15 protein-coding genes and 2 pseudogenes are annotated in these 15,752 nt (G+C 65.7%); 12 read left to right on the top strand and 5 right to left on the bottom strand.

Features of this window, described 5'->3' with window-relative positions; genetic code table 11:
- Positions 1-29 precede the first annotated feature (29 nt).
- The gene (locus tag ASG77_RS22710) at positions 30-575 is read right to left on the bottom strand and encodes a WhiB family transcriptional regulator (protein ID WP_082576143.1); all 546 of its coding nucleotides are present in this window, start codon (positions 573-575) and stop codon (positions 30-32) included.
- Between the two features lie 413 nt (positions 576-988).
- Here ASG77_RS22710 and ASG77_RS17835 point away from each other — a divergent pair, with 413 nt between their 5' ends.
- On the top strand, positions 989-1,687 hold the full coding sequence (locus tag ASG77_RS17835; RefSeq protein WP_056348034.1) for a TIGR03089 family protein: 699 nt from the start codon (positions 989-991) through the stop codon (positions 1,685-1,687).
- A gap of 19 nt (positions 1,688-1,706) precedes the next feature.
- On the opposite strand, the gene ASG77_RS17830 is transcribed toward ASG77_RS17835, so the two are convergent.
- Positions 1,707-2,291 carry a GtrA family protein gene (locus tag ASG77_RS17830; protein WP_056348028.1) on the bottom strand — a complete coding sequence of 195 codons (585 nt, stop codon included), beginning with the start codon at positions 2,289-2,291 and terminating at the stop codon, positions 1,707-1,709.
- A 221-nt stretch (positions 2,292-2,512) separates the two neighbouring features.
- Between ASG77_RS17830 and ASG77_RS17825 the strand changes: the two genes are divergently transcribed.
- From ASG77_RS17825 to ASG77_RS17805, 5 genes are all read left to right on the top strand, one after another.
- A complete protein-coding gene (locus ASG77_RS17825) occupies positions 2,513-3,661 on the top strand; it encodes a 5-(carboxyamino)imidazole ribonucleotide synthase (RefSeq protein WP_056348026.1) in 1,149 nt (382 codons plus the stop codon).
- Positions 3,658-4,236 carry a 5-(carboxyamino)imidazole ribonucleotide mutase gene (gene purE / locus ASG77_RS17820; protein WP_056348024.1) on the top strand — a complete coding sequence of 193 codons (579 nt, stop codon included), beginning with the start codon at positions 3,658-3,660 and terminating at the stop codon, positions 4,234-4,236. The genes ASG77_RS17825 and purE overlap by 4 nt, the downstream gene beginning before the upstream one ends.
- A 10-nt stretch (positions 4,237-4,246) precedes the next feature.
- Positions 4,247-5,893 (top strand): LCP family protein, encoded by a 1,647-nt coding sequence (locus tag ASG77_RS17815; protein ID WP_056348429.1) that lies wholly within the window; start codon positions 4,247-4,249, stop codon positions 5,891-5,893.
- 86 nt (positions 5,894-5,979) lie between these two features.
- The gene (gene manA / locus ASG77_RS17810) at positions 5,980-7,230 is read left to right on the top strand and encodes a mannose-6-phosphate isomerase, class I (protein WP_056348022.1); all 1,251 of its coding nucleotides are present in this window, start codon (positions 5,980-5,982) and stop codon (positions 7,228-7,230) included.
- A 3-nt stretch (positions 7,231-7,233) separates the two neighbouring features.
- Positions 7,234-8,202 carry a lipid II:glycine glycyltransferase FemX gene (locus ASG77_RS17805; RefSeq protein ID WP_056348020.1) on the top strand — a complete coding sequence of 323 codons (969 nt, stop codon included), beginning with the start codon at positions 7,234-7,236 and terminating at the stop codon, positions 8,200-8,202.
- Positions 8,203-8,472: 270 nt separating this feature from the next.
- On the opposite strand, the gene ASG77_RS17800 is transcribed toward ASG77_RS17805, so the two are convergent.
- Positions 8,473-8,658 carry a hypothetical protein gene (locus ASG77_RS17800; RefSeq protein WP_056348018.1) on the bottom strand — a complete coding sequence of 62 codons (186 nt, stop codon included), beginning with the start codon at positions 8,656-8,658 and terminating at the stop codon, positions 8,473-8,475.
- A gap of 80 nt (positions 8,659-8,738) precedes the next feature.
- The gene (gene glpX, locus ASG77_RS17795; RefSeq protein WP_200950804.1) at positions 8,739-9,761 is read right to left on the bottom strand and encodes a class II fructose-bisphosphatase; all 1,023 of its coding nucleotides are present in this window, start codon (positions 9,759-9,761) and stop codon (positions 8,739-8,741) included.
- A 219-nt stretch (positions 9,762-9,980) separates the two neighbouring features.
- On the opposite strand from glpX, the gene ASG77_RS17790 reads away from it, so the two are divergent.
- The 4 genes and pseudogenes from ASG77_RS17790 to ASG77_RS17775 all read left to right on the top strand — a co-directional run.
- Positions 9,981-10,661 carry a DUF4245 domain-containing protein gene (locus tag ASG77_RS17790; RefSeq protein ID WP_082576141.1) on the top strand — a complete coding sequence of 227 codons (681 nt, stop codon included), beginning with the start codon at positions 9,981-9,983 and terminating at the stop codon, positions 10,659-10,661.
- Between the two features lie 9 nt (positions 10,662-10,670).
- A complete protein-coding gene (locus tag ASG77_RS17785; RefSeq protein WP_056348012.1) occupies positions 10,671-11,285 on the top strand; it encodes a carbonic anhydrase in 615 nt (204 codons plus the stop codon).
- Between the two features lie 75 nt (positions 11,286-11,360).
- On the top strand, positions 11,361-12,782 hold the full coding sequence (locus ASG77_RS17780) for a class II fumarate hydratase (protein ID WP_056348011.1): 1,422 nt from the start codon (positions 11,361-11,363) through the stop codon (positions 12,780-12,782).
- A gap of 135 nt (positions 12,783-12,917) precedes the next feature.
- Positions 12,918-13,562, top strand: a pseudogene (locus tag ASG77_RS17775) (MFS transporter); the annotation flags it as partial.
- Between the two features lie 139 nt (positions 13,563-13,701).
- On the opposite strand, the gene ASG77_RS17770 reads toward ASG77_RS17775, so the two are convergent.
- Positions 13,702-14,259, bottom strand: coding sequence for a prepilin peptidase (locus ASG77_RS17770; RefSeq protein WP_056348010.1), 558 nt, complete (start codon positions 14,257-14,259; stop codon positions 13,702-13,704).
- Between the two features lie 59 nt (positions 14,260-14,318).
- On the opposite strand from ASG77_RS17770, the gene ASG77_RS17765 reads away from it, so the two are divergent.
- Positions 14,319-15,113, top strand: coding sequence for a hypothetical protein (locus ASG77_RS17765; protein ID WP_056348008.1), 795 nt, complete (start codon positions 14,319-14,321; stop codon positions 15,111-15,113).
- Positions 15,114-15,183: 70 nt separating this feature from the next.
- Positions 15,184-15,660, top strand: a pseudogene (locus tag ASG77_RS17760) (GNAT family N-acetyltransferase); the annotation flags it as partial.
- Positions 15,661-15,752 lie beyond the last annotated feature (92 nt).

The raw sequence follows: 15,752 nt of genomic DNA, 5'->3' as shown, positions 1-15,752 counted from the left end.
AACGGCAGTGACATGTACTTCCTGAAGAATTAGATTGCTCGCTTCCTTAGCCGCCGGCGCTCACGCTCGGAAAGGCCACCCCAAATGCCAAACCGTTCGTCGTTTGCCAGCGCGTATTCCAGGCACTGCGACCGCACATTGCATGCACCGCAGACCTTCTTGGCGTCGCGCGTGGATCCGCCCTTCTCCGGGAAGAAAGCTTCCGGATCCGTTTGCGCGCACAATGCATCAGCCTGCCAGCCGAGTTCACCTTCGTCGTCGAAGTCCTGCCTGAACGGCAGTCCGATCCACACCGGCTGAGAACTTGTTCCCTGTGCCGGGGTGCGCAGTTCCATGGGCGGATCCAGGTCGTCATCGTCCTGGTCGTGTCCGCCGTCAAGGAGTGCTTCGTGCGCCGCCAGGAAGGCTGTGGCCTGGTCCTGGAGGGGGTCTTTGGTATTGCGGTTGTAACGGTCCGCGGCGTCGGGATCCGCGGGATCGACGTACCAGTCGCTCGGCACCCCCCGTGCGCGGTATTTTGCCGTTGCCAGTCCGGCGACGACGGCATCTTCATGGATACGCTCTGCTTGCCCCACGGCGACCCTCCCCAAATGTTGCAGCCCTTGCCTGAAAACTTGGACACTCGGTGGCGTGTCCGTATTTATGCAGTGACTTTCGATATCTAATTACACGCGTGTAACTACTGGGGAGTCAAGCCGTGGACGGGATAATAATCAACTTTCCGGGCCAATCCCGGTCACGCCACGCCCGGGAGTTTTCCGAAGGCCCGGCGCGCCAGACGCCCGGCGGTCCGCTTCGGCGGCCAAAAGGATCCCGTTTCCGCTGAATAGCTGCCAAAAATACAGGCGCAGCCGGAATTAGACAAATAAGATGACAAACTCCTGTGAGTGAAATCACAGCCCGGCCGGACGCGACTGGGACCCTTAGGGACCCGGTGCGCGGTATCCCCGCCAAGGACGCCGCACTGGGTCCGTGACAAGATAAAGCCATGAGCATCCCGGTGATAGATCTGATGACTACCCTGCGTTCCGGCCACGCCACGTCGCCCCGCCTGACCTGGTACGGCCCGGACTCCGAGCGCGTGGAACTCTCCGGTCGCGTGCTGGACAACTGGGTGGCCAAAACCAGCAACCTGCTGCAGGACGAACTCGACGCCGAGCCCGGCATGCGACTGACTCTTGACCTGCCAGCCCACTGGAAGTCAATGATCTGGGCCCTGGCCGCCTGGCAGCTGGGCATGGAAACAGTCCTGGACGGCGGGGAGGCGGAGCTCCTGGTCACCGACAGGCCCGGAACCGTTGAGGGGAAGCACGACGCCGTTATCGCCGTCGCGCTGCCAGCCCTGGCGATGCGGTGGCCCGGTGACCTGCCTGCCGGGGTCATCGACTACGCCGCCGAGGTGCGCTCGCATGGCGACGTCTTTATGGCGCACACGGACCCTTCGGCGGCCGGCTGTGCAATTCGGGCCGGCGGAGGCCAGCAGCACATCCACGAAAGCCTGATCACTGGTTTTGCGGCGCCGCATGAGGAAGGCGTCAGGCTTCTGGTCCCGGCCTCTGAAGGGCTGGAGCCGGCGCTGGCGAACTCACTCGGCGCGTGGCACAACGGTGGTTCGGTGGTACTGGCGCACCCCGATGTGGAGCTGACCGACAAGCTGCTGGCCGCGGAACGCATCCACGGCAAGTAGCTTTCCCGGCACGGCTGGGTTAGGGCTGCTGCCGGCGGCTTTCCGGTGAGTCTGCCTCCGGCTGCTCCCCGTGCTGGGCGACGGCCGCGGCGGCAGCCGCCTTCTCACGATGGTGCCGTTCGATGAGCTCGTGGTCGTGGGAGAACTCCGGCTCCTGATCCAGTTCTTCGTTGAAGACCCAGAACCGGTAAGCGAAGAAGCGGAAGATGGTGCCCAGGACCAGGCCCACGACGCTGCCGGCAATAAAGAGCGAGGGCTTGTCGTTCAGGTCCAGGATGTACTTCGCGAACCAGACGCAGCCTGAGGCGATCAGCAGTCCCACCAGGTTCATGACGGCGAACAGCGCGGCCTCACGGGCCACATTGGCCTGCTTGCGGTGTCTGAACGTCCAGTAACGGTTGGCAACCCACGAGAAGATGCTTGCCACGATGGTTGCCACCGCTTTGGCCCAGACCTCGCTGCCGTGCATCGGTCCGGTGAACAGCCAGATGAAGATGGCCGAGTCAATGACGAAGGCCACACCGCCCACGGCTCCGAACTTGGCCACTTCACGCCAAAATAGCGAGGCGAGCCCCCGGATACGATCTGCAAGTGCGCTAAACATGACCCTCCATGGCCGTCCGTTCATTGGGCCACACGGCCAGAGGTCTATTTTAGACCCGAAATCGGTGAACCCGCCCCACGCGGAGTGAAGGGTGATCGCGGAAATACCCGAAAAGCGGGCCCTTCGACGTCCCAAAGCCCGGATCCGGTGAGCTTTTCTGTAGGCTGGCATATGTGACTTTTCCAGTAATCGGCGTAGTTGGCGGCGGCCAACTCGCGCGCATGATGGCCCCGGCCGCTACCGCCCTTGGCTTTGAACTCCGTGTCCTGGCTGAGGGTGAGGACGTTTCAGCCGTGTCTGCTGTGTCCACTTCACCGGTGGGTGACTACAAGGACCTCCAGACTCTCCTTGACTTCGCAGACGGCCTGGATGTTATGACGTTCGACCACGAACACGTCCCCACGGACCACCTCCGCGCGCTTTTGGCCGCCGGCGTGAATGTCCAGCCCGGTCCGGACGCCCTGGTTAATGCCCAGGACAAACTGGTGATGAGGGCTGCCATCGACAGCCTTGGGCTCCCAAACCCCATCTGGGCTGCTGTCGCTGACGTCGCTGCGCTCGTGGACTTCGGCGACGAAACGGGTTGGCCGGTTGTCCTCAAGATGCCCCGCGGCGGCTACGACGGAAAGGGCGTGCGGATCATCGACTCCGCCGAGGCCGCCGAAGAGGCTGCTCCGTGGTTCGAGGCCATGAGCCCGCTCCTCGCCGAAGCCAAAATTGAGTTCAGCCGCGAACTGTCCGCGCTGGTGGCGCGGACCCCGGGCGGCGAAGCGAGAGCCTGGCCGGTCGTGCACACTATCCAGGTGGACGGCGTCTGCGACGAAGTCATCGCCCCTGCCCTGGACATCCCCCTCGAGGTCGCCGCGGCTGCGGAAGACGCGGCACTGCGCGTCGCCACGGAACTGGGCGTCACCGGAGTCATGGCGGCGGAACTCTTTGAAACACCGGGCTCCGGCGTCGGCTTCCTGATCAACGAGCTCGCGATGCGCCCCCACAACACCGGGCACTGGACCCAGGACGGTTCGGTTACCAGCCAGTTTGAACAGCACCTGCGGGCGGTCCTGGACCTGCCGCTGGGTGCCACCGACATCCTGGGCCCGGTAGTGGTCATGAAAAACTTCCTGGGCGGCGACAACCAGGACCTGTTTTCCGCCTACCCGGCCGCCCTCGCCAGCGAGCCGGCCGCCAAGGTCCACTGCTACGGAAAATCAGTGCGTCCGGGACGCAAGATTGGCCATGTCAACCTCGTAGGGACCTCCACGGATGATGTGGACTCGGTCCGGCAACGCGCAACCCGGGTGGCGGCCATCATCCGCGACGGCCGGGTTCCCACCGAAGAATCAGCACGGATTTCCGAGGAGAACGCATGACCACCGAAACCACCACCGGCACCGTCCCCCGTCCCATCGTTGGGCTGGTCATGGGCTCAGACTCGGATTGGCCGGTCATGGAGGCCGCCGCGGATGCATTGGCTGAGTTCGGCATCCCCTTTGAAGCCGATGTGGTCTCCGCACACCGGATGCCCACCGAAATGATCCGGTACGGCCAGACCGCCCACGAACGCGGACTGCGGGTCATCATCGCGGGCGCCGGCGGAGCTGCCCACCTTCCCGGCATGCTGGCAAGCGTGACTCCCTTGCCCGTTATCGGCGTCCCGGTCCCGCTCAAGACCCTGGACGGCATGGATTCCCTCCTCTCCATCGTGCAAATGCCGGCCGGCGTTCCCGTAGCCACCGTGTCCATTGCCGGTGCCCGGAACGCAGGCCTGTTAGCAGTCCGGATTCTCGCGTCGGGCACGGACGAACTGGCAGCCACGCTCCGCGCCGACCTCCTGGACTTCGCCCAGGAACTCAACGACGTCGCCACCCGCAAGGGAGCCAACCTCAGGCAGAAAGTCAGCGAAGTCTTCGCCGACGGCAATGGTCTTCTCCGGGGCAGCCGTTAAGGAACCGGACATGTCCAGAAGCGAACCGCAGCAGCCAGCAACCGGCAAGGTCATGACTGATCCCGTCCGGTATCCGACCAGCGCCTCAGCCCCCGTCCGGACCAAACGGGGCTTTGCCCTGGTCCTGATGACCCTTCTGGTGCCCGGCAGCGCCCAGATTGTGGCCGGCGACCGCAAGCTCGGCCGTATTGCCCTGCGCGTCACCCTGACCGCCTGGGCTTTGCTGGCGGTCACCCTGCTGCTGCTGGCTGTGAACCGGTCGCTGCTGATCAACATCCTCACCAATCAGTTTGCCTCGCTGGTGATCATCCTCGTCCTGGTGGCCCTGGCGCTCGGATGGGCGTTTCTGTTCGTCAACACCCTCCGGCTGATCCGCCCCGTGCTGCTGGCACCGGCGGCGCGTCCCGCCGTCGGCATTGCCCTGGTCCTCGCCCTGGTCCTGAGCAGCGGCACCCTTGGGTATGCCGCGTACCTGCTGAACGTGAGCCGCAACGCCATCGGCACCATCTTCGCGGGGGGACCAGCGATCGATCCCGTGGACGGCCGCTACAACTTCCTGATGATGGGCGGTGACGCCGGCGACGACCGTACAGGCAGGCGCCCGGACAGCCTGTCCGTACTCAGCGTGGACGCAAAGACCGGCCAGACAGCCATCATCTCCGTGCCGCGCAACCTGCAGAACGCCCAGTTCAGCGAAGGCTCGCCCATGCGCGAGATCTACCCGGACGGCTACGACTGCGGCGACGCGTGCCTCATCAATGCCATCAACACCGAAGTGACCAACGAGCACGCGGACCTGTACCCGGGCGTCGCAGACCCCGGCGCCCAGGCCACCCTTGAGGCGGTATCGGGAACCCTCGGGATCACGGTCCAGGCCTATGTCCTGGTGGATATGGCGGGCTTCGCCAAACTCATCGACGCCATGGGCGGCATCAGAATCAGGGCCGGCGGCTGGGTTCCGATGAGCGGATTCTTCGACGAAGCTACGCGCACTCACGGCATGCCGTTGGGCTGGATTCCCGCCGGCGAACAGACACTCGATGGTGAACACGCACTATGGTACGGGCGGTCGCGCGAATACGTCGACGACTACTCCCGGATCCAGCGCCAGCAGTGCGTGCAGCAGGCCATGCTGAAGCAGTTGGACCCGGCCACGCTGCTGTCCAAATTCGAGGACATCGCCAGTGCGGGCACCAAGGTGGTGGAATCCAACATCTCCTCGGCCCAGCTGGGCAGCTTTGTGGACCTCGCCATGAAGGCCAAGGGCAAGGAGGCCAAACGGCTGACCATCGGGCCGCCCGATTTTGACGCCTCCTTCTCCACCGTGCCTGACTTTGACGTCATCCACAACCGCGTGGACCGGCTGCTCGCCTCGGCATCAGGACCCCAAGCTGCTGCACCCGTCGACGGGATCGTGCAGGCGTCCGCTACCAGCGGGAAGCTTCAGGCGTCCGCCCCGATGCGGCCTGTCTCCGGCCTGGCAGCCGAGTGGCCAGTGCAGCAAACGCCGCCGCCGCCGTCGGACTTCACCCCGGTGACCACCACACCGGACGGCGAACCGATTACCGAGGAGCTGCTGAACCAGCTCAAGCGCGGCGGCGACGAAGAGGCTATCCGCCAACTGGTGGCCACCAACGGCCAGTGCGCACCGCTGTAGGCCCGCCGCATCGCCGCCCGGAAACCCGGCCGCGGCACCTGACTGCAAGACTACGTAGACCTGAAGACCAAGAATGGACACCGGCTGTGTACGAAATTGAAAACGTCCTCCGCGACTACGCCTGGGGATCCACCACGGCCATCGCCGGGCTGCTGGGACGCCCCGAGTCCGGCCGGCCGGAAGCCGAACTCTGGATCGGCGCCCACCCCGGCGCCCCCTCGATGGCCCGCCGGGTGGACGGCTCCGTGGCACCGCTGGATGCCTTGATTGCCGAAGATCCGGAACATTTCCTGGGCGGCGAATCTGTGGCCGAATTTGGCCCGCGGCTCCCGTTCCTGACCAAGATCCTTGCTGCCGCGCTGCCGTTGTCGCTCCAGGTCCATCCCAGCATCGACCAGGCCAAAGCGGGATTCGCCCGGGAGAATGCTGAAGGCATTGCGCCCGATGCCGCCCACCGCAACTACCGCGATGACAACCACAAGCCCGAAATGATCTTCGCGCTGACGCCGTTCGAAGCGTTGTGCGGGTTCCGGGCGCCGGCATCAGCCCGGAAGATTCTCCTCCACGTTGCCGCCTGCTTCGACCTGGTGGAAACCGGGGTCCCGCCCCTGCTCGTGGAGCTGCTTGAGGTCCTGGAGAACCCGGACGAGGGCGCCGGCCTCAGGAGCGCCTTCGAGCGCCTGATCACTGGCAGCGAAGACGTCTCCCACACCACAGCCATGGTGGCCGCGGCTCTGATCTCCGGCGCTCCGCTGGCACCGTACCAGGCGGAACTGTCCACGGTGATCAGCCTCAACGAGAAGTACCCGGGTGATCCCGGCGTGCTGATTTCGCTGCTGCTGAACAGGATTTCGCTTGCCCCCGGCGAGGCCGTCTACCTCCCAGCGGGCAACGTGCACGCGTACCTGCACGGCTTGGGTGTTGAAGTCATGGCGTCCTCGGACAACGTGCTCCGCGGCGGGTTGACTCCGAAGTACGTCGATGTGCCCGAACTGCTGCGGACCATCGAGTTCCTGCCGGTGTCGGTCCCCATGCTCACGCCGGAATTCTCCGGCCTTGGCCAGGAGCTGTACCAGCCGCCCTTCCGGGAGTTCCAGCTTCAGCGGATCGAACTGGCACCCGGCGCGGAGCCGGTGCCGCTGGCCCAGGCGGGTGCCGTCGTCGTTATTGTCGTTGCCGGATCGGTGTATCTCGATTCGCCCAAGGGCGACCTGCAGCTGGCCCGCGGGGGCAGCGCTTTCCTTCCCGCCGCGGAAGCGCCGGTCAATGTCCACCCGGTGGCCGGTGCCGAGTCCCCTGCCGTTGCCTTCGCCGTGACCACATCCCTGAAGGCCTGAGCCGTGGAATTCTTCCTGCAAACGCCTGCCTGGGCGGATGTCCAGTCGTCGCTGGGCCGCATAGTCCATCAGCAGTCCGGCCCGGGCTGGAGCTTCCTGGCCGTCGAGGAGAAGAACCCGGCCGGAAAGGTCCTCTACGCCCCCTATGGGCCGGTGGCATCCTCCGCGGAGGCGTTCGACGGCGCCCTGGCCGCCCTGGTGGCAACGGCCAGATCGTGCGGCGCTGTGTTTGTCCGGATTGAGCCGGTGTCCGCCGGGCTTGAGATGCCGGCCGCCACGGAGCTCAACCGGCGCGGCTTGCAGCCCGCACCAGTGAACCAGCAGCCTGAACTCAGCTGGATCGTGGACCTCGAAGGTGACTTCAAGGATGTCCTCGCCGCGATGAAGCCCGTGAACCGGAACCTCTACCGGAACATCCACAAGAAGGGCGTCACATTCCGGGCGTCGCAGGACCCGGACGACATCAGTATCCTGCTGGGCTTCCTGCACATGACGGCCCGGCGGAACGGCTTCAAGCCGCAGAGCGACGAGTACCTGACCCAGGTGGCAGCCTCCCTGATGCCCGCGGGCGCAGCCACCATGTTCATCGCCGAACTGCACGGCGAGCCGATCGCGGCGGCCTTGGCCTACGATTCCGCGGACACGCGGACCTACGCCCACGCGGCCTTGGATGACACTCACCGCAAGCTCAGCGCAGGCATCCCGCTCCTGGTGACCCTGATGGCGGACGCCAAGGACCGCGGCCTGAAACACGTGGACCTGTGGGGTGTCGCGCCCGCGGACCAGCCCAGCCACAAATGGGCAGGATTCACCGCGTTCAAGAAGTCCTTCGGCGGGCGCGAGGTGGCGTACCCCGGCACCTGGGACCTCCCTGTTCAAAAGCTCCGGTACAACGCGTACCAGCTGGCCCGCAAGCTGCGCGACAAGCTTCGCGCCCTCCCCTCCGCGCGCCCGGCGCGAACGGACACTTAGGCCCCCCACCCAGCTCTGTCCCGGGCCGCAAGGATCCCTGAGGAGCTACTCACCGGATCGTTTACGTCGGCCACCGCGGCGGCTTTCGGGGTGTCGCGCAAACGGCAGCGACAGCCCGACGTCGTTATTCCCTCCAGGGGTGTACGCATCCCACTGGAGAGCGGCGGCGGCGCCCCGGCCAACCTCCGGGCGTACCCGGCGCTGGACGAAACGTCGGTGCTCACGCATCACTCGGGCGGCAGAATATGGGAGTTAGGGCTGCCGCCGTGGCTACAGGAAGACTTTCGGATCCACGTGGCTCGGGAGCGGGAAGGCAGCAGACCCCGGCGCCAGAACGTCGTAGGCCACCGGATGACGTTCAAGCCGGGCGAAGTGGTGATGCACGACGGCGTCCGCGTCACCTCGCCAGCCCGGGCCGCCGGGGACGTCCACAATGGCTACCGCGGCAGGGAACATGCGCGAACGGACACTTGAGGCCCACAGTTCCGGGGCCTCAAGTGTCCGTTCGCGCAGGAGTACGCGGGTTGAAGAACCTGCTAGTTCTTGCGGGCGTAGCCTTCCCACTTGCTGGCCTGGTGCTCGCCGTCAACAAAGCGGATGGTGCCGGACTTGGAACGCATCACGATGGACTGCGTGAGGACCTTGTCCTTGGAGTAGCGGACGCCCCGAAGGAGGTCTCCGTCGGTGATGCCGGTGGCCGCGAAGTAGCAGTTGTCGCTGGACACGAGGTCGTTGGTGGACAGCACGCGGTCCAGGTCGTGGCCGGCGTCGATGGCCTTCTGCTTCTCGTCGTCGCTCGTGGGCCACAGCCGGCCCTGGATGACGCCGCCGAGGGACTTGATGGCGCAGGCAGCAACGATGCCTTCCGGTGTGCCGCCGATACCCATGAGGGCGTCGACGCCGGTGCCGGAGCGGGCTGCGGCAATGGCGCCGGCAACGTCGCCGTCCATGATGAACTTCGTGCGTGCGCCGGCCTCGCGGATCTCTTCGACCAGGGGACGGTGGCGGTCGCGGTCAAGGATCATGACGTTGAGCTGGTTGACCTTCACGCCCTTTGCCTTGGCGATCAGGTGCAGGTTCTGCTTGACCGGCAGGCGGAGGTCCACCATGTCGGCGGCTTCCGGGCCCGTGACGAGCTTTTCCATGTAGAACACCGCGGACGGATCGAACATGGAGCCGCGCTCCGCCACGGCGAGGACTGCCAGTGCATTGTTGATGCCGAGGGCCGCCAGGCGGGTGCCGTCGATCGGGTCCACGGCAACGTCGCACTCAGGACCGGTGCCGTCGCCAACGCGTTCGCCGTTGAACAGCATGGGGGCTTCGTCTTTTTCGCCTTCGCCAATGACCACAACGCCGTTGAAGTGGACCGTGTGAAGGAAGGAGCGCATGGCGTCAACGGCTGCGCCGTCGGCCTTGTTCTTGTCGCCGAAACCAACCCAGTGGCCGCCGGCGATGGCCGCGGCCTCGGTGACGCGGACAAGCTCAAGTGCGAGGTTGCGGTCTGGCTCGTCGATGCCCACAGCCAGGGAGGGGGAAATCGTGGAGTACTGCTGGGTCATAGGCGCTGGTGACACGTGAACCTCTTCTTCGAGTGGCGATCATTGGACCCGCTCGGCCGGATTCAGCCGGTGCGGTGATTCCTCTGGTACTGATCATAGTCGTGGCGGCGCCTTCGGGGCGTGGCATGACGCACTCCTGCAACATGGGCCCTCAGCCTCCCGCACTCCCCCGACTGTGAGTTGCGCCTGAACATGGGCGACTATAGAGAGGTGAGTGAAATGCAGGAAAAGACCAGCCCCGGGCCCGACCCCTCCGACTCCGGAGCAAACGGCGACGGCGCAGGCACTGCCGAAACAGCCCCCGTCCGCCCAGTGATCCCCGCCGCAGCGGCGAAGCGCGCCAATGCCTCTGTGATCGGCATGATCGTTGCCCTGGTGGTCAGCATCGCCGCCTTCCTGCCCGTCATCCTGATGAACCCCCTCCCCAAGAGCGATGGATTCCGCCCGGACATCGACGTCGGCGCAGTGGCCCGGAACGCCACGGATGTGGCGGGATTCACACCTGTAACACCGGACACCGGCAAGTCGTTCAGGTCCAACTACGCACGCTGGGAGTCTGGCAGCGGCAGCGGCGTTCCCACCTGGGAAGTTGGCTACCTGACCCCGAAGGAGTCCTTCATCGGCCTGGTCCAGACCCGCCAGTCCAACCCCACCTGGCTCGTCCAGCAGACCAAGAGCGCTCCCGTGACGGGAACGCGTGCGGCGGGCGGACAGGACTGGGAGCTGCGTGACACCGGCAAAGGCGAGAAGAGCATGGTGCTGAATTACCGCGGAACCACCGTTGTCCTGACGGGAAGCGCCCAGCTGGACGAATTCGCCGAGCTCGCCACCGCCGTCGTACAGTCCATGGACGCCAACCCGGCCGTCACAGTTTCACCGTCAGCCAGCACCGCCCCGTAAAGTAAGCCCGTGGCTACCTACCTGACCCCCGCCCTTGCCTGGCGCCGAATGCGCGAAGGCAACGAGCGCTTTGTTGCCGGCGAATCGTCCCACCCGAACCAGGACGCGTCCCGCCGGTCGTCGCTGGTGGAAAACCAGCACCCGTTTGCCGTGATCTTCGGCTGCTCGGACTCCCGGCTCGCCGCGGAGATTATCTTCGACCTGGGCCTGGGGGACGCCTTCGTGGTGCGCACCGCCGGCCAGGTGATTGACGACGCCGTCCTGGGCTCCCTCGAGTACAGCATCAGCGTGCTGGGGGTGCCGCTGATCGTGGTGCTGGGGCATGACAGCTGCGGCGCCGTGAGCGCCACCAAGTCCGCTGTGGACACCGGCAACATGCCGGTGGGCTTTATGCGGGACCTGGTGGAGCGCATCACGCCTTCTGTCTTGACGTCCATGCGGAACGGCGAGCACGAGATCAATGACATGGTGGTGGAGCACGTCAAGCAGACGTCCAAGCGCCTGGTGGACAGCTCCCGTGTGATTTCCACCGCAATCGAGGACGGCCGCGCCGCGGTGATCGGCCTCTCCTACAGCCTGGCAGAGGGCCGCGCGAACGTGGTTTCCGGAATCGGCGAGGTTTAGCCCGGCCCGGAACAGGGCCCGTAGCATGCGGTTCACGGTTTTCGATGGGATGCCTGGTCGCCCTAAGCTAGCCCCATGACTTCCACTGAAGAATTCCGCATTGAACACGACACGATGGGCGAAGTCCGCGTCCCCGTGAACGCCCTGTACCGTGCACAGACGCAGCGTGCAGTTGAAAACTTCCCCATCTCCGGCAAGACCCTGGAACGCGCGCACATCGAGGCGCTGGCCCGGGTCAAGAAGGCTGCCGCGCAGGCCAACGCAGAACTTGGGGTGCTCGACGGCGAGCTGGCCAAGGCGATCGCTGCGGCTGCCGATGAGGTAGCTGCCGGCAAGTACGACGGCGATTTCCCCATCGACGTCTTCCAGACCGGTTCCGGCACGTCCTCGAACATGAACATGAACGAGGTCATCGCCGAGCTGGCCACGCGTGCCCTCAAAGCCGCCGGGAGTGACAAAGTTGTCCACCCGAACGACCACGTCAACGCCTCGCAGTCCTCCAACGACGTCTTCCCCACCTCGGTCCACGTTGCCGCCACCTCTGCCCTGATCAACGACCTCATCCCGGCGCTTGGCTACCTGGCCGAGTCGCTGGAGCGCAAGGCCGTGGAGTTCAAGGACGTCGTCAAGTCCGGCCGCACCCACCTCATGGACGCCACCCCGGTGACACTCGGGCAGGAGTTCGGCGGCTACGCAGCCCAGGTCCGCTACGGCATCGAGCGCATCAACGCCGCCCTCCCCCGTGTTGCCGAAGTTCCGCTCGGCGGCACCGCGGTGGGCACCGGCATCAACACCCCGGCCGGCTTCCCGGAACGTGTCATCGAACTGCTCGCCACGGACACCGGCCTGCCGCTGACCGAGGCCCGCGACCACTTCGAGGCCCAGGCCAACCGCGACGGCCTCATCGAAGGCTCAAGCCAGCTGCGCAACATCGCGATCTCCTTCATGAAGATCAACAATGACCTCCGCTGGATGGGCTCCGGTCCCAACACCGGCCTCGGCGAAATCGCCATCCCGGACCTGCAGCCGGGCTCCTCGATCATGCCGGGCAAAGTCAACCCGGTCATCTGCGAGGCGTCCATCATGGTCTGCGCCCAGGTCATCGGCAACGACACCGCCATCGCCTGGTCCGGTACCAACGGCGCCTTCGAGCTCAACGTGGGCATCCCCGTGATGGCCGCCAACCTGCTCGAGTCCATCCGCCTGCTGGCCAACACCAGCCGCGTCATGGCGGACAAGATGATCGACGGCATCACCGCCAACGTGGAGCGCGCCCGCTTCCTGGCCGAGGCTTCCCCCTCGATCGTGACTCCGCTGAACAAGTACATCGGCTACGAGAACGCGGCCAAAATCGCCAAGAAGGCAGTGGCCGAGGGCCTCACCATCCGTGAGACCGTCGTCGCCATGGGCTTCCTGGAGCGCGGCGAGGTCACCGAAGAGCAGCTGGATACCGCGCTGGACGTTATGTCCATGACGCGCCCGCCGCACAAGGCATAGGTCCCCACCGCCTCCCTTGCTTCGCTCCGCTCAGCCAGGGAACCCTCGGCGGCGGAGGCCCCTTTACGAACGACGGCGGCCGGCACCTTCCCCACGGAAGGCGCCGGCCGCCGTCGTACGTGGTGTCTGTATTTTTTGGCGGCGATGCTGTGGCTCACCACCCTGACCGCCGAAACCCCCATCTGGGTCATCTGCGTCCAGCTGTTCGTGTTCGGCGCAGGACTGGGGTCGATCATGCAGGTCATCGTCCTGGTGGTGCAGAATTCTGTTGCCGCCAATCAGATCGGCACGGCAACCAGCACCAACAACTACTTCCGCGAAGTCGGCGCGTCCCTTGGCGTGGCAGTGTTCGGCGCGATTTTCACGAACCGGCTCTCAGAGTCACTGACCAGCGCGTTCACCGGCGCCGGAGCGTCCGCGGAACAAGCCTCGCAGTCCACCAGCACCCTGGACCCACAGGCCCTGAGCCAGTTGCCGGACCAGCTGCGCGATGCAATCGTGAACGCCTACGCGGACTCCCTTGCTCCGGTCTTCTGGTACCTGGTGCCGTTCATCGCCCTCGCGCTGATCCTGGCCATCACGTTGAAGCAGATCCCGCTCTCGGACACTGCCGGCATGGTGGCCCGGGGCGAGGCTGTGGGCGGCGAGGAAGCAGAACGCCTGGAGGCAGAGCACCTGGCCCTGCTGAACGGCGGAACGGAGAAGGAACCCGCCGCGGTCCCTGACCCCGCGGACAGCCTGAATGACGACGACGGCGAGCTGGTCTCCCGGCGCCGCTGACCGGCGTCGCAAGGCTATATGCCAGAGCGGCGGAGGCCGCAGTCAAAACCCTGCAGGGGCGCCGCGATCTTGGGGGTTGCGGCGCCCCTGTTGTTTTCCTGGCGCCTGCGGACCGAGGCCGCAAGTGTCTCTCTCGCGTCTAAGCGGGCAGCAGCATGGCGGCAGCGGCGCCGGCGAGCATAAACGGGCCGAACGGGATGGAAGACTTCAAGGTGCCGCGGCGGGCCGCCAGCAGGGCCATGGACCAGAGGCCTCCCAGCAGGAAAGCTGCGAAGGTCCCGGCAAAAACGTGCCCCCAGCCGAGATAGCCAAGGTACATCCCCAGGACGCCGGCCAGCTTCACGTCGCCAAAGCCCATGCCGGGCGGGTAAACCATCCGCAGGACAAAATAGAAGGCCCACAGAACCGCTCCCCCCGCCAGGATGCGCAGCGCCGGGATCCCCAGGAGCTCGGCGGCACCGTCGGGTGACCCCACGAGCGCGGCAGGACCGGCGATCACGTGCACCAAGGCCGCCGCGAGCAACAGGACCCCCGCCACACCGTAGGACGGGAAGACAATCCGGTTGGGCAGCAGATGGTGGCGAACGTCAATCACCGTCAGCCGGACCGCCATAACAAGAAAGTAGGCACAGGCGGCCAGCACCAGCCAGAACGCCAGCGGGGTGGCGTCCCACAGTCCATCGAGTCGTCGGATCACCCCTCGGATGCTACTGGATTCGCGCGCCGCACTGCTGAGCCCACGCGTAAACTGTGGATATGTCGACATGGGACACCAGGCGCCGGCCGGATCCGGAGGGCAGCGCCGCCGCTGCAGACCTGAGCACCATGTTCCGGAACCTTTGCCGGTCTTCTCCTTGGAAGTGGCAGTCACTGCGCTTTGAATACTGGGATGAACCGTTTTCCGACGTCCCCGACCCGTCCGCTCCCCTGGTCCGCGCCTGGCTGCGCCGGCCCGGGGCGCTGCGCCTGGAAACCGCCGACCGGCTTGTCCTCCACAGCACCACCGGCATCAACGATTCCAAGGACGGGTTGTATGTCAGCGCCACCCGGAAGTCCTGGCTGCTGCCGCCCCACCTCGTAGCGCCCGTTTACGACGACGGCGGCCTGGTCAGGCGCCGGCCGGAGGCAGCATACGGCGAACCGGGCTTCGGGAACGGCCGTTTCTCGGCTGCGCTTGATCCCGTGGAACTGGCCGGGAACGCACCGGTCCCCATTGAGTTCCCGGGCACCAACGCTGTGGAGATCGACACCGTGCGCCGCCTGGATCACAATGGCCGGCCGGCGCTGGAGGCAACCGTGACGCCTACCGCCTCCTACCGGCCCGCGGATCCTGCCGCTCCGCTTTGCCTGCCCGGCAGCAACCGGGTGCGGATCGACGTGGAAACCGGCGTCTGCGTGGCCAGCCAGTCGCTGGAAACGGCAACCCCGGATTACGGGCACTGGATCCGGATCCTCGCGGTGGACGAATACATGCTCGACGACCTGTTCGTGGCCGAGTCCATGAACCTTACGGACGTCCGCCGCCACATCGCCTGGGACATCCGCGCCTGAGCGCGGGTCCTGCCCGCCATCACCGGCGTTTGACAGGCTCCCGTCGCCCGCCCTGGGCTAGGCTTCCCTGATGACCGCGCTGACTTCCATCTGGCCCCTCTTCGGCCTCAAGCTGACCACACCCCGCCTGGTGCTTCGTCCCATAACCGACGCCGATATTCCCGCCGCAGTTGCAGCGGCAGCCAGCGGAGTCCACGAAACTGGGTTGAGCCCCTTCAGCACTCCATGGACGGAACTGCCGGCGGAAGCATTAGGGCACAACATGGCGCAGTGGTACTGGCGCTGCCGCGGCCAGGCCACACCCGAGGAGTGGACCCTGCTCCTGGGCATCTGGTACCACGACGAATTCATCGGCTGCCAAGACATCGGCGCCAAGGACTTTGCCACCCTCAAGACCGTCAGCACCGGCTCCTGGCTCAAGCAGTCCCTCCACGGCCAAGGGCTCGGCACCGAGATGCGGGCCGCCGTCGCGCTTTACGCGTTCGACTGGCTCGGCGCCGAAGTGGCCGAATCCGAAGCCGCCGCCTGGAACGCCGCCTCCCTAGGAGGCTGCTGAATAAGGCGGTTGTGGGGCGGGCGGGACGCCACCAATGGTCGTCTAGCGGCGTGTTCTGGTCAGCACCCTTGGGTGCGACAACG

This window comes from Arthrobacter sp. Soil762 (assembly GCF_001428335.1).
Taxonomy (GTDB): domain Bacteria; phylum Actinomycetota; class Actinomycetes; order Actinomycetales; family Micrococcaceae; genus Arthrobacter.
Note: the sequence above shows the minus strand (reverse complement) of the source record. Positions and strands in the feature narration are given on the sequence as shown.